The 13,765-nt window shown below is 70.7% G+C and carries 10 protein-coding genes; 1 reads left to right on the top strand and 9 read right to left on the bottom strand.

The window, feature by feature from the left end; translation table 11 throughout:
• Nucleotides 1-19: 19 nt before the first annotated feature.
• The 5 genes from D7X30_RS39750 to D7X30_RS39730 all read right to left on the bottom strand — a co-directional run bounded on the left by D7X30_RS39750 (nt 20) and on the right by D7X30_RS39730 (nt 3,674).
• A complete protein-coding gene (locus D7X30_RS39750; protein ID WP_120568196.1) occupies nt 20-559 on the bottom strand; it encodes a ClpXP protease specificity-enhancing factor SspB in 540 nt (179 codons plus the stop codon).
• 36 nt (nt 560-595) lie between these two features.
• Nucleotides 596-1,081, bottom strand: a complete 486-nt coding sequence (smpB, locus tag D7X30_RS39745; RefSeq protein ID WP_014398822.1) for an SsrA-binding protein SmpB — start codon at nt 1,079-1,081, stop codon at nt 596-598.
• A 17-nt stretch (nt 1,082-1,098) separates the two neighbouring features.
• On the bottom strand, nt 1,099-1,953 hold the full coding sequence (gene panC / locus D7X30_RS39740; RefSeq protein WP_120568195.1) for a pantoate--beta-alanine ligase: 855 nt from the start codon (nt 1,951-1,953) through the stop codon (nt 1,099-1,101).
• Nucleotides 1,954-1,955: 2 nt separating this feature from the next.
• On the bottom strand, nt 1,956-2,864 hold the full coding sequence (gene panB, locus D7X30_RS39735; protein ID WP_120568194.1) for a 3-methyl-2-oxobutanoate hydroxymethyltransferase: 909 nt from the start codon (nt 2,862-2,864) through the stop codon (nt 1,956-1,958).
• A 168-nt stretch (nt 2,865-3,032) separates the two neighbouring features.
• On the bottom strand, nt 3,033-3,674 hold the full coding sequence (locus D7X30_RS39730) for a deoxynucleoside kinase (RefSeq protein ID WP_120568193.1): 642 nt from the start codon (nt 3,672-3,674) through the stop codon (nt 3,033-3,035).
• Nucleotides 3,675-3,856: 182 nt separating this feature from the next.
• Here D7X30_RS39730 and D7X30_RS39725 point away from each other — a divergent pair, with 182 nt between their 5' ends.
• Nucleotides 3,857-4,144: a hypothetical protein gene (locus tag D7X30_RS39725; RefSeq protein ID WP_120568192.1), complete on the top strand. Its 288-nt coding sequence runs from the start codon at nt 3,857-3,859 to the stop codon at nt 4,142-4,144.
• A gap of 18 nt (nt 4,145-4,162) precedes the next feature.
• Here the strand turns inward: D7X30_RS39725 and rsmA are convergent, their stop codons facing one another.
• The 4 genes from rsmA to D7X30_RS43900 all read right to left on the bottom strand — a co-directional run.
• Complete coding sequence (gene rsmA, locus D7X30_RS39720; RefSeq protein ID WP_120568191.1) at nt 4,163-5,041, bottom strand: 16S rRNA (adenine(1518)-N(6)/adenine(1519)-N(6))-dimethyltransferase RsmA; 879 nt, start codon at nt 5,039-5,041, stop codon at nt 4,163-4,165.
• A gap of 10 nt (nt 5,042-5,051) precedes the next feature.
• The gene (gene tsaD / locus D7X30_RS39715) at nt 5,052-6,050 is read right to left on the bottom strand and encodes a tRNA (adenosine(37)-N6)-threonylcarbamoyltransferase complex transferase subunit TsaD (RefSeq protein ID WP_120568190.1); all 999 of its coding nucleotides are present in this window, start codon (nt 6,048-6,050) and stop codon (nt 5,052-5,054) included.
• Between the two features lie 52 nt (nt 6,051-6,102).
• Entirely contained in the window at nt 6,103-8,916 is a 2,814-nt protein-coding gene (locus D7X30_RS39710; RefSeq protein WP_120568189.1) for a response regulator, read from the bottom strand.
• A 143-nt stretch (nt 8,917-9,059) separates the two neighbouring features.
• The coding region (locus tag D7X30_RS43900) for a DnaJ domain-containing protein (protein ID WP_370052092.1) at nt 9,060-13,765 on the bottom strand (4,706 nt) is incomplete at its 5' end.

Genomic DNA, 13,765 nt, shown 5'->3' with positions numbered 1-13,765 from the left:
GCGCCGCCTTACGCCCGTCCTACTTCACCAACCGCAAATGGCCACGGCGCGGCGGCTGCGGCTCGTCCGGGGGGCCTCCCTCGGGCGGCGGCGGCGCCACCTCCGGACGCGACTCCGGCTCGTCGGAGTGCTCGGCCTGCACCTCGCGCAGGAAGGCACGGGGCCTCTCCGCGGCCACGGGCACCGGCGCGGGCTGCGGCGGACGCGCGACGGAGGTCGACGCCACGGGGGGCTGCTGGAGCAGCTCCGGCGGCATCTCCTCCGGGTACATCCAGAACTCCTTCGTCACGTGGCTGGCGATGGCGAACAGCGCCGACCAGGGCACCGCCACCGTGAAGCGCGAGCCAGAGAAGCTCAGCGTGGTGCGCACGCCCCACTCGCCCACCGTGAGGTCGGGGGGCTCGAAACGGTAGGAGAGGTTGAGGCGCAGGTGCGCTTCGCCTCGGAGGCTGGCGGGGACGAGCACACCGGGGCGGCGCGCGTCCAGGTGGATCATCACCATGCCCTGGTCGAGCGCGGCCAGCAGCCGCTCCTTCTTGTCGGAAACCTTCTTGTCCATTCCAGCGTGTCCGGCAGGGGAATTGCGGGAGCGCCCTCAACGACGGCGCACTTCCCGGTCCATCTCCCGCTTCGTCTCCCGTTCCTTGATGTCGTGTCGGCGGTCTTCGTGCGTCTTGCCGCGGCACAGGCCCAGCTCCACCTTGGCCCGCCCCTTCCTGAAGTACAGCACGAGCGGGATGATGGAGTAACCGCGCTCGCGCACCTTCGCCGTCCACCGGTCTATCTCCGCCCGGTGCATCAGCAGCTTCCGGCCCCGGGTGGGAAGATGGTCGAAGACGCTGGCCGCCTTGTAGGAGCCGATGTGGGCGTTGAGCAGGAACAGCTCCGTGCCCTTCTGGAGCGCGTAGGCGTCCGAGAGGTTGGCCGTTCCTTCACGCAACGACTTCACCTCGCTCCCCGTGAGCTCCAGCCCGGCCTCTATCTTCTCATCCACCGTGTAGTCGAAGCGCGCACGCCGATTCTCGGCAATGAGCTTCACCCCCGGCTCCGCACCCACACCCTTCGACTTTCCAGCGGCCATAACGTGTCCCGAGTCTCCTAACCGGCCAGGGGCATGTTGTCGATGAGCCGCGTGGCGCCCGAGAAGGCCGCCACCAGCATTCGCGCCGTCTGTCCGGGCGCCACCGTGTCCAGGGGTGAAAGCGTCCCGGCGTCCCGAACCTCCACGTAGTCCTCGCGCAGGTCCGCCGCCTGCAATTCACGGCGGGCGGCCTCCACCAGCGCCCGAGTGTCCCGGGTGCCGGAGGCGAGCAGGGCCTGGGCTGCCCGGATGCCCTTCGACAGGGCCAGCGCCCGCTGGCGTTCTTCCGCGGACAGATAGGCGTTTCGGCTGCTCATGGCCAGCCCGTCCGCTTCCCGCACCGTGGGCATGCCCACGATTTCCGCGCCCAGGTGCAGGTCGCGGTTGAGCGTCTTGATGACCTGGAGCTGCTGGTAGTCCTTCTCCCCGAAGAGCGCCACGGCCGGCCGGAACAGCGCCAACAGCTGCGTGACGATGGTGGCGACGCCCCGGAAGTGGCCGGGACGCCGCTCGCCGCACAGCCCCTGGCTGACCTCCGTGACGTCCACGTAGGTCTGGTAGCCCGGGGGGTACATCGCCGCGGGCTCGGGCGCGAACACGGCCGTGACGCCCGCGCTCGCGCACTTCGCCAGGTCCCCCTCGAAGTCGCGCGGGTAGCGCGCCAGGTCCTCGCGGGGACCGAACTGCGTGGGGTTCACGAAGATGGAAGCAGCCACCACGTCCGCGCGCCGGCCGCCCTCCCTCATGAGCGAGACATGGCCCTCATGCAGGAAGCCCATGGTGGGCACGAGCGCCAGCGTCTTGCCCTCCTTCTGGAGGGACGCGACCCAGGCCTTCACTTCCGGAACGGTGCGCAGGACGTGGGGGGCCATGGCTAGACGGGAGCCCCGTAGATGCCGCCGACCTTCTCCGCGGGCTCGCCAGCGCCTTCCGCGTCTGGAACGACCGGCGTGGGCGTCACCAGCCGGATGCCCTTGGTGGCCTTGAAGCTGTGCTCTTCATCCGGGAAGGTGCCCGCGCGCACTTCGGAGAAGTACGTGTTCGCGGCCTCCGTGATGTTCCCGTGCAGGTTGGCGAAGCGCTTCACGAACTTCGGCTTGAAGTCCGGGTTCATGCCCAGCAGGTCGTAGCAGACCAGCACCTGGCCATCACAGTGCTTGCCCGCGCCGATGCCGATGGTCGGGATCTTCAGGCTCTGGGTGATGGTGCGCGCCAGCTCCAGCGGCACGCCCTCCAGCACCAGCGCATAGGCGCCGGCGGCCTCCAGCGCGAGCGCGTCGTCCAGCATGCGGCGCGCGGCGTCCTCGTCGCGGCCCTGCACCACGTAGCCGCCCATCTTGTGCACCGACTGCGGGGTGAGCCCCAGGTGGCCCATGACGGGGATGCTGGCGCGGACGATGGCGCGCACGGTTTCGGCGAACTCGGCGCCGCCCTCCAGCTTCACGCTGCCCACGTTGCCTTCGGAGACGAGCCGCCCGGCGTTGCGCACCGCCTCCTGCGGCGACACCTGGTAGCTCATGAACGGCAGGTCGCCCACCACGTGCGCCCGCTTGGCGCCGCGGCTCACCGCCGCCGAGTGGTAGACCATCTGGTCCATGGTGACGGGCAGCGTGGACTCCTGGCCCTGGACGACCATGCCCAGCGAGTCACCGACCAGGAGCACGTCCGCGCCGCCCTCGTCGAGGATGCGCGCGAACGTCGCGTCGTACGCGGTGACCATGCAGATCTTCTGACCGGACTGCTTCAGGCGCTTCAGCGTGTGGATGGTGACCTTGTCCTTCACGGTTCACCTCCTGTGGCAAGACGGGTGGGACAGCCGCGTGGAGCTTCAGGCCCCTCGCCGTCCCCAGGGGGATCGCCGGAGGCCGGGGTTCCACGGGGATGCACTCTAACGCCCCCGGAGCCGCGTGGGGGTTTAACCCACGCCAGGCAGCCAGGCGGGCGGCGGCCGTCAGCCCCGGCGGGACCTGGGGGTGTAGTGCTGCACGCCGGACTTCACGCTCGCGATGACGTTCATCAGGTCCTCGCGGTCCGCCTCGTTGTGCACGAAGTCGATGTCCGACGTGTTCACCACCAGGAGCGGCGTGTCCTGGTAGTGCGCGAAGAAGTCGTTGTACGCGTGCGTGAGCGACTCCAGGTAGCCCGCGTCGAACTTGCGCTCGAACTCACGGCCGCGCTTCTTGATGCGATGCAGCAGCACGTCCAGCTGGGCCTGGAGGTAGATGACCAGGTCGGGCTGCGGGACGCGGGGCCCCAGCGCCTCGAAGACGCGGTCGTAGAGGGCCAGCTCGTCCGAAGCCAGCGTGAGGTTGGCGAAGATGCGGTCCTTCGCGAACAGGTAGTCGCTCACGGTGACGGCGCGGAACAGGTCCTGCTGGAAGAGCTCCTGCTGCTGGCGGAAGCGCGAGAGCAGGAAGAACACCTGCGTCTGGAACGCGAACTTCTGCCGGTCCGCGTAGAAGCTGGAGAGGAAGGGATTCTCCTCCACCACCTCAAGAATGCGGCGGCTGCCCAGTCGCTCCGTGAGGAGGTTGGTGAGGCTCGTCTTGCCCACGCCGATGGGGCCTTCGACGACGATGTAGCGGTGGTCCATCGGCCCGAGGCCTCCGCCCCCGGAAAGCCACGCATGAGACACATGCGCGCGCGGGGGGCGGATAACACAACCATGCCCCCGTGCATCCGGCAATTTTCGCCGGGTCACCCGACCCTTGCGCCCTCCGGGGTCATCCCCTACGGTGCCCGCGAACACGCAATAGCGGGAGCGACGGGCCACAGATGCGCGGCAGGCAGCGGGTGAAGACGGTGGTGGACCTGGTGGAGACGACGGAAGCGGCGCCCGCCGCCCGTGCGGCCACGGCCCCTCCCGCACCTCCGGTGGAGGTGGATCCACTCTATGGCGTGGCCCTGCTGAAGACGGCCTTCGAGCTGAAGCGCCGGCCGGAGGGCTCCGTGGACGAGGTCCTCAGCGGCGTGCTCGCGCGCCTGCGCATCGACGAGGACGAGTTCCGCGCGTTCCTCTCCCAGCAGGGTGGGCTCCTGGCCGCGCTGGGCCAGAAGCGCTGACGCACCCCTACTCGTCTCCTACTCCTCCGAGGTGTCCGCTTCCGGCGCGTCCGGAGGCGGCGGCGCCATGGCGGTGACGGGGCCCAGGGCGCGCTCGATGGCGGCGAACTCCTCCGGGGAGAGCGTCTCCGCGCGGCGGCCCGGGTCGATGCCCGCCGTCTGGAGCGCGGCGAGCATCACCTCCGGCGGCGCCAGGCCCTTGTCGGACTTGAGCGAGTTGATCAGCGTCTTGCGGCGCTGCGCGAAGCCGGCCTTCACCAGCCGCGTGAAGCGGGCCTCGTCCACCAGCGGCGCGCGGGGCTTCTTGAGCCGCGTGAGGCGCAGCACGGCGGAGTCCACCTTCGGGGGCGGATGGAAGCGCCACGCCTCCAGCGTGAGCACCTGCTCCACGTCGAAGTGCAGGCCGAGCAGCACCGTGAGCAGCCCGTAGTCGCGGTTGCCGGGCTCCGCGGCCAGCCGAACCACGACCTCCTTCTGGAGCGTGAAGACGGCGCGCGAGATGCGGGCGCGCTGCGCGAGCACCTGGAAGAGGATGGGGCTGGTGAGGTGGTACGGCAGGTTGCCCACGAGCGCGATGTCGTCCGCGCCGGCCACCTGGGCGAAGTCCACCGTGGCGGCGTTGCCGGGCACCACTCGGACGCCAGGGATGGCCTCCTTCTCCAGCACGGCCACCATGTCGCGGTCGCGCTCCACGGCGGTGACCCGCGCGCCGGTGGCGGCGAGGAAGCGCGTGAGGTGGCCCAGGCCCGGGCCCAGCTCCACCACGGGTTCGCCCTCGCGCAGCGCGAGCGCGTCCGCGATGGACTGGAGCGCGTCCGGGTCTCCGAGGAAGTTCTGTCCCCAGCTGTGCTTGGCCCGCAGGCCGTGGCGCTTGAGGATGTCGCGCGGAGAATCCACTGTCAGGCCCCTACTCCATGCGCCAGGCGGGGTCGGCCGCGAGGCGGAAATCACCGCGCAAGCCGCGGCGCCACGCTTCATACCCCGCGACGGCGATCATCGCGCCATTGTCCGTGCACAGCCGCACCGGCGGCAGGAACATACGCAGGCCCCGCTCCTCCGCGCGCTGCTTGCACAGCGCCCTCAGCCGCGAGTTCGCCGCCACGCCGCCGCACAGCACCAGCTGGTGGTGGCCCAGCTTCTTCGCCGCGGCGACGAGCTTCTTCGACAGCACGTCCGCCACCGCCTCCTGGAACGACGCGCACAGGTCGTGGAGCGCCTGTCCCTCCGGCACTCCGTGCTTCTGGACGTGGTGGAGCACCGATGTCTTCAGGCCGGAGAAGGACACGTCCAGGTTGTCGCCCGGCAGCGCGCGCGGGAAGCGGATGGCCTCCGGGTCGCCCTTCTGCGCCAGCTCGTCGATGGGCTGCCCGCCCGGGTACGGCAGGCCGAGGATGCGCGCCGTCTTGTCGTAGGCCTCGCCCGCGGCGTCGTCGCGCGTGCGGCCGACGAGGCGGTAGTTCCCGTAGTCGCGGACCTCGTAGAGGCTGGTGTGGCCGCCGGAGACGACGAGCCCCAGGAAGGGCGGCTCGGGCGCGTCCTCCAGGAGGCGGATGGCGAGCAGGTGCCCTTCCAGGTGGTTGGCGCCCACGAAGGGCTTGCCGGTGGCGAGGCTCAAGCCCTTGGCCACCTGGAGCCCCACGAGCAGCGCGCCGATGAGGCCGGGGCCGGACGTGACGGCGAGGAGGTCGATGTCGTCCAGCGTCTTGTCCGCGCGGGTGAGGGCCTCGTGGACGACGGGCATCACCTGGACGATGTGGTTGCGGCTGGCCAGCTCCGGCACGACGCCGCCCCAGCGGCGGTGGATGTCCACCTGCGTGGAGACGACGTCCGACAGGACGCGCCGCCCGTCCTCCACGACGGCGGCGGCGGTTTCATCGCACGAGGTTTCAAGTCCCAGGACGAGCACGACGACTCCGACAACAAGGGCGGGCAGGAGGCGGACAGGCCGCCTCCCCTGCTCATTTCATCCCATTGAGCAGGGCACGCACCTCGTCCGCCGAGCTTCCCGTCGGTTCGAGGAACAGATACCGCTTGTAGGCATCGGCTGCTCGGGTTTGATCACCGGAGAACTGGAGCGAGCTGCCCAGCCAGAACCAGGCCTTCGCGTTCTTGGGCTCCGCCTTGACGACGTCCTGGAGCAGCCTGGCCGCTTCACGGTAGCCGGCCTCATTGGTGCTGCTGTTCGCCAACGAGATGGCCAGGCCCGACTTCGCCTCGACGGAGTCGTTGTCGAGCGCAAGCGCCTTGCGGTACGCGCCGATCGCCGACTTGAAGCCCTTGCGGGCCATCGCCGCGCGGCCGTCCTTGATGAAGTCCGCGTAGGTGGCCTTCGCCTGCACCACGGGCGGAGTGGCCTCCGGGGGCGTGGGCGGCGGGGTGACGGCGACGGCGCCCGCGTCCTGGACAGCGGCGGGCTCGGGGGTGGCCGTCTTCACCGGCGTGCCCGCGTCCTCCGGGGCGGTGACGGTCTTCGCCGGGGGCGTGCCCGCGTCGGTCCGCGCGTCCACGGTCTTCGTGGGCGGCGGCGTGACGGCCGGCGGAGGCGTCGTCTCCGGCGGCTTGGGCGCATCCTCGGGCTGCGTGGGCTGCGTCACCTTGGGCGCGTCGGGCTTGGGCGTTTCGGCGCTGCCCGAGCCCTTGGAGAGCACCACCGCGGCCACGGCCGCGACCAGGAGCAGACCGCCCGCGATGTAGAGGCCCGTGCGCTTGGGCTTCATCGCGGCGATCAGCGCCGCGTCGTCCTCGTCGTGAGTGGGCTTGGAGGCGGCGGGCTTCGTGGCGGCCGCGCTGTTCGTGGACGCGGTGCTGCCCGGAGCCGTCACGGCCGGAGGGGGCGCGACAGGGGCCGCGGTGTTCGTCTCAGGAACCGGGGCGCTCGCTCCGGACGGCTGCACGGGCGTGGCGGGCTCGGGCTCCGTGAAGTAGGCCTCGGAGGCGGGCACGTCCTGCGTGGCGGTCTCCACCGGCTCCATGGCGGCCGGCGGCGCGTCGAAGGGTGTCGTCTCGGGGAACTCGACGTTGAGCGCCACGGGGGCCACCTGCGGCGGCACGATGCCGTGGCCCGGATACGGCGGCAGCGCGAGCCGCGGCGGCGCGGACTCGTCCACCGGCACCTCTTCGTGGAAGGGCTCCGTGCCGCTGACCAGCGTCACCTCGGACGACGGCGGGGCCGGCGTGGGCGGCGGCACGTGCGCCAGCGGGCTGGGCGCGATGGCCGCGCCACCGAAGATGGGCGGACGCGAGGGCTGCGACTCCACGGGCGTCTGCACGGGCTGGGCGGCGAACGGACTGGGCGCGGCCGGAGCGCGGGACGCGGACGACGACCAGGGCGAACCGGGGCCCCAGGTGCTGGAGGCGCTCAGGCCCTCCGTGTCCACCCGGCTCCAGTCGAGCAGCAGGCTGCGCCGCGCATGATCCACCGCGCGGTGCGCAGGCGGAGGCTCCACGAGGAACGCCGAGCCCTCCTGCGACAGCGGCGGAACCACGGGCTCCCCGGCGTCCTGGCCGAATGGGGGTGGACCGCCCTCACCGGGACGAACGCGCGGCGGGAAGATGACCACCTGCGCGGGCTGCGGGGAGACCGGCACGGGCGCCATCTCCGCCACGGGCGTGACCTCCTCCATGGGCTCGGGATGCGCGGGCGCGGCTTCAGGCTCAGAGACCGGGGCCTCCGCCACGGGCGCCGCTTCCACCGGAGGCGGTTCCACGGGGGCCGGCGCTTCCTGGGGCGCGGACTCCTGCGCGGGCGCGACGTCCACGGGGATGGGCGGCGCGGCGTTCAGCCACTGCTCGATGCCCGGCTTGCTGCTCTGCACGGGCTCCAGCGGCGCGTTGCCCAGCTCGCGGATCAGCCCTTCGAAGTACAGCTTGCTGATGATGCCCAGCGCGGCCAGGTCCTCGAAGTCCGAGTCCTCCACCACGCGCGACAGCGCGCGCTTGCCGTCGAACAGGCGCAACAGGCCGTTCACCTCGTCGGGGATCTCCGACAGGCGGTCCGCCAGCTGGTGGTAGTCGATCTCGAAGACCGTCTCCAGGGGCGGGAGCTGCTCGAGCATCCGGCCCCACTCGTCCAGCCGGCGCATGCCCTCCATGAGGAGGCCCTGCGTGGAGACCTCGATGCGCTCGGTGCGGTCCAACGTGGTGAACTGCACGTCGAACTGGCCTTCGAACGTGTTGAGCAGGCGGTAGAAGGCGTTCTCGCCCTTGAGCCGGCCCAGCTCCGCGTCGATGACGCGGCCTTCCTTGAAGTAGACGACGCCGGTGCGCTCGCCCTGGATGGAGATGACGCCCGTCTTGCGGCCGATTTCGAAGGTCTGGACCAGGTCCACGACGCCCATGTCGGCGAGGCTTCCGGCGAAGCCGCCCTTGGTCGTCTCGCGCTTCTCGATGCGTTCCTTCTCGGCCTTCTGAAGGATCATCTTCACGCGGGTGACGATCTCTTTGATGTAGATGGGCTTCGTCAGGTAGTCGTCGCCCCCGAGCTCCAGGCCGCGCACCTTGAACTCGACCGACTTCTGGTTCGTCAGGAAGACGAAGGGGATGAACTTGAAGCGCTCGTCGGACTTGAGCGTCTTGCAGAGCTCGAAGCCGTCCATCTCCGGCATCTTGGTGTCCGCGAGCACGAGGTCCGGCGGGCTGATCTGGACCTTCTCCAGCGCATCCTTGCCGTGGATCGCAGTCGTGACGGAGAAGCCGGCCTTCTTCAGGCTGACCTCCATCACGCGCAGACTCTTCGCGTCACCATCGACGAGGAGCAGGTGCTGCTTGGCCACGTGGCATGCCTTTCAAGACGGGCGGGACGGCGGATCCGACGGGGGCGTCCCGTAGGGGCAAGCATCGGGTCCGGTTTCCAGGTGTGTCAATGGGCGGGACTGTCCGGAAAACCAGCCGGCTCCCTCCCCGGGGGACAGGCGAGTCAGCGGAAGAGGCCCTTCTTGGGCGGGTTCTTCTTGCGCATGTCGATGAGCCGCAGCTCCTGGTTCGCCTCCAGGTGCTTGGGGTTCGCACGGACGGCTTCCCGGAAGTGCTTCTCCGCGCGGTCCATGTCCCCTTCCACGCGAGCGATGACGCCCATCTGGTAGTGGGCGCGATCACAGTTCGGGTCGGTGCGCACCGCATCCGCCATCCACTGTTTCGCGCGGGGCATGTCGGCCTTGCGGCTGGGGTCCATGTAGACGGACCAGGCGCGCGCCGCGAGGTACAGGGGCTTGGGGTCCAGGGCGTAGGCCCGCTCGTAGTGCTCGCTGGCGGCGAAGAAGTCGCGCTTGCGGAAGAAGACCTCGCCCATGCGGAAGAGGTCGTCCGCGTTGGTGTCCGCGCGGGCCGCGGCGGGGCTGCCGGGACGGGCGCTGGGGGCCGCCGGAGGCTTGGGAGCGGCCTGCGCGCCCTGCTGGGCCTGCTGGTAGTTCTTGCGGCGGGTGTCGTCGTGGAGGACTTCGTAGGCCTCGCGGATGGACTCGAAGACGGCGGTGATCTTCGGCGCCAGGTGGGGCAGCGACGGGGGCAGCCGGTCCGGGTGGAAGATCTTGGCGAGGCTCAGGAAGGCGGCCTTCACCTGGTCGCGGGAGGCATCCTGGGGGACGCCCAGCGTGAAGAAGTGGTCCTTCTTCGTCTGGATGTCGGCGTAGCGCTGCTCAATCTGCTGCGCGAGCCGGCCCTCGTCGGGCTTGGGGGGCTCCGGCGGCGCGGCGACGGCGGCGGACGGCGGCGCGGCGCCTTCGGGCGTGGCCGGAGGGGGAACGGGAGCGGGGCGGGCGCCGAGCGTGCCCATGTTCTCCATGGCGCGGCGCAGGAGGCGCTGGCGCCGGAGCTTGGAGGCTTCGTCGGGGTTGGAGGGGTCTTCGGCCGCCACGTCGTCCTCGTCAAAATCCCAGTCGTCCAGGTCACCGGACAGCTCGTCCCCAGTCTGGCCAGAAGCCCCCGCGTTGTCACCGGGGAACGAGGTGGAGCGGGGAGAAGGCAGCGGCTCGAACGTCGCTTCGACGATGGCCTCGACGAGGAATTCGTTGGCGTCGCCCGCCGAGCGGACATCCGAGCGGATGAGGGCTTCCAGGTGGGCGTCCACCTGCTGGAGGGCGGCCTCGAAGGAGGCGGTGAGGTTCTGGGCGGGGTCGTTGGACTCGTCGAAGGAGACGATGCGCCACAGGTCGTCCTCGCTGGCGCGGGCGGGGCGCACGGGCGGTGTGGAGGACGCGGGGAACTTCGGGGGCTGGACGGCCCAGAGGTCCGGCTGGGGAGGCGCCTCGGCGGGGATGACGGGGGCGGCCGGAGCGGGGGCGCGGGTGTCGGGGAGGGGCGCGGCGGCGGGGACGATGTCGCCCCAGCTCTCTGGCTCCACTTCCAGCAGGGGGAGGTCGGGTTCCGGGGGTGGCGCGACGGGGAAGCGCGAGGGCTCCTCGGTGAGCCAGGGGTCCAGGGGCACGGAGGCGGAGCGGCGCAGGGCCTCGGCCATGTCCTGGACCAGGGCGGCCTGGGCGCGCTTGCGGGCCTCGGTGAGGGCGGCGGTGTTGTCGCTGGCGGGGAGCTCCAGGGCGTCGCGGGGGGACGCGGGGATGGAGTCCGCCCAGGAGTTCGACGGGGCGGAGGGTTCAGGCTCCGCGGTGAGGATGATGTCCTCTGGCCCGAGCGTGAGCGGTTCGGGCTCCGCGGGCGCGGCGGCGAGGGGGACGAGGACCGGGGGCGGCGTGGGAGGCGCGGCCGGGCGGGTGCGCCGGGGGAGTGAGGGCGGGTGGGCGGGTTTGCCCTGTTCGGACAGGCGCTGGGCTTCGGCGGCGCGGGCCTCTTCTGCGAGGCGGGCGGCTTCGGCGGCGCGGGCCTCTTCGGCGAGGCGGTGGAGTTCGGCCTGACGGGCTTCCTCCTCGGCACGAAGGCGGGCCTCCTCCGCGAGGCGCTGTGCTTCGGCTTCGGCTTCGGCGCGAACGCGAGCTTCTTCGGCGAGCCGAGCGGCTTCGATTCGAGCGGCCTCTTCGGCGAGGCGGGCTTCTTCCTCCGCGCGCAGACGCGCTTCTTCGGCCAGCCGCGATTCCTCAGCGAGTCGGGCTTCCTCGATCGCGCGAAGGCGGGCCTCCTCCGCGAGGCGGGCCTCTTCGGCCAGACGGGCTTCTTCTTCAGCACGGAGTCGGGCCTCTTCGGCGAGCCGTGCCTCTTCGGCCAGACGCGCCTCTTTGGCCAGACGTGCCTCTTCCGCGAGGCGGACCTCTTCGGCGAGCCGTGCCTCTTCCGCGAGGCGGACCTCTTCGGCGAGCCGTGCCTCCTCCTCCGCGCGAAGGCGGGCTTCTTCCGCGAGGCGAGCCTCCTCGGACAGGCGAGCCTCTTCCTCCGCACGAAGGCGAGCCTCCTCCGCGAGCCGAGCTTCCTCTGCAAGCCGAGCCTCTTCTTCAGCACGAAGGCGAGCCTCCTCCGCGAGCCGGGCCTCTTCGGCGAGGCGAGCCTCTTCCTCCACACGCAGGCGCGCTTCTTCCTCCAGACGCGCTTCCTCAGCGAGTCGAGCCTCTTCAATCGCGCGAAGCCGAACCTCTTCGGCCAAGCGCGCTTCTTCCGCCAGTCGAGCCTCTTCCTCTGCACGGAGTCTGGCCTCTTCGGCCAGGCGCGCTTCCTCCTCCGCGAGGCGGGCCTCTTCGGCGAGGCGGGCTTCCTCCTCCGCACGAAGTCGAGCCTCTTCCGCGAGGCGGGCCTCTTCCTCTGCGCGAACGCGCGCCACTTCGGCCTGCCGCGCCTCTTCCGCCAGGCGTGCCTCTTCGGCCAAGCGCGTCTCTTCTTCAGCACGAAGGCGAGCCTCTTCCGCGAGCCGAGATTCCTCTTCCGCACGAAGGCGAGCCTCTTCGACCAGGCGAGCCTCTTCCTCCGCACGAAGTCGCGCCTCTTCGGCCAGACGCGCCTCTTCGGCCAGACGCGCCTCTTCGGCCAGACGCGCCTCTTCCGCGAGCCGGGCCTCCTCTTCGGCACGAAGCCGCGCCTCTTCGGCGAGACGCGCCTCCTCGGCCAGCCGCGCCTCTTCCGCGAGCCGGGCCTCCTCTTCGGCACGAAGCCGCGCCTCTTCGGCGAGACGCGCCTCCTCGGCCAGCCGCGCCTCTTCCTCCGCACGAAGTCGCGCCTCTTCGGCGAGGCGTGCCTCTTCGGCGAGGCGTGCCTCTTCGGCCAGACGAGACTCTTCGGCGAGTCGGGCCTCTTCCTCCGCACGAAGCCGGGCTTCTTCCGCGAGCCGAGCGTCCTCTTCTGCGCGGAGTCGGGCTTCTTCGGCGAGGCGAGCCTCTTCCGCGAGCCGGGCCTCCTCCTCCGCACGCAGGCGAGCTTCTTCCGCCAGACGCGCTTCCTCAGCGAGCCGGGCCTCTTCCTCAGCCCGAAGCCGGGCTTCCTCAGCCAGTCGAGCTTCCTCCTCCGCGCGAAGGCGGGCCTCTTCCGCCAGGCGAGCCTCCTCGGCCAGACGGGCTTCTTCTTCGGCACGAAGGCGGGCCTCTTCCGCGAGGCGGGCTTCCTCCGCGAGACGTTCGGCTTCAATGCGCGCCAGTTCCGCCAACCGCGCCTCTTCGGCGAGACGTTCGGCTTCATTGCGCGCCAGTTCCGCCAACCGCGCCTCTTCAGCGAGACGCTCCGCTTCAATGCGAGCAAGCTCCGCGAGGCGAGCCTCTTCCGCGAGCCGGGCCTCTTCGGCCAGACGTGCCTCTTCCGCGAGCCGGGCCTCTTCGGCGAGTCGAGCCTCTTCCTCCGCACGCAAGCGCGCTTCTTCAGCCAGACGCGCTTCCTCAGCGAGCCGGGCCTCTTCCGCGAGCCGGGCCTCTTCGGCCAAGCGTGCTTCTTCCGCCAGCCGGGTTTCTTCCTCTGCCCGCAGCCGGGCTTCCTCGGCGAGGCGTGCTTCCTCTGCCTGTCGAGCCTCTTCGGCAAGGCGCGCTGCTTCGATTCGAGCGGCTTCCTCGGCAAGGCGGGCCTCTTCGGCGAGCCGTGCCTCCTCTTCCGCACGCAGCCGAGCCTCTTCCGCGAGTCGCGCCTCTTCCTCCTCACGCAGCCGAGCTTCTTCGGCGAGGCGGGCTTCCTCCGCGAGGCGAGCCTCTTCTGCGAGCCGAGCCTCTTCCTCTGCACGAAGGCGGGCTTCCTCCGCGAGGCGAGCTTCTTCGGCAAGGCGTGCTTCCCCTTCGGCACGAAGGCGAGCCTCTTCCGCGAGCCGAGCCTCTTCCTCCGCACGCAGCCGAGCCTCTTCGGCCAGACGCGCCTCTTCCGCCAGGCGCGCTTCCTCCTCTGCGCGAAGGCGTACCTCTTCGGCCAGACGCGCCTCTTCCGCCAGCCGGGCTTCTTCCTCTGCCCGAAGACGTGCCTCTTCCGCGATGCGGGCCTCTTCCTCCGCGCGGAGACGGGCCTCTTCCGCGATGCGGGCCTCCTCGGCAAGGCGTGCTTCCTCTATCGCCCGAAGACGTGCCTCTTCAGCGAGCCGCGCTTCTTCCTCCGCGTGGAGCCGTGCCTCCTCCGCGAGCCGGGCCTCTTCAGCAAGGCGGGCTTCCTCCTCGGCCCGAAGGCGAGCCTCTTCGGCCAACCGAGCCTCTTCGGCCAGCCGCTCCGCTTCGATGCGCGCCAGCTCCGCCAGCCGAGCCTCTTCGGCGAGTCGCTCTGCTTCAATGCGCGCCAGCTCCG

The organism is Corallococcus sp. AB011P (assembly GCF_003611605.1).
GTDB lineage: Bacteria > Myxococcota > Myxococcia > Myxococcales > Myxococcaceae > Corallococcus > Corallococcus coralloides.
The sequence above is the reverse complement of the archived record's forward strand: the minus strand, read 5'-3'. Positions and strand labels throughout refer to the sequence as shown.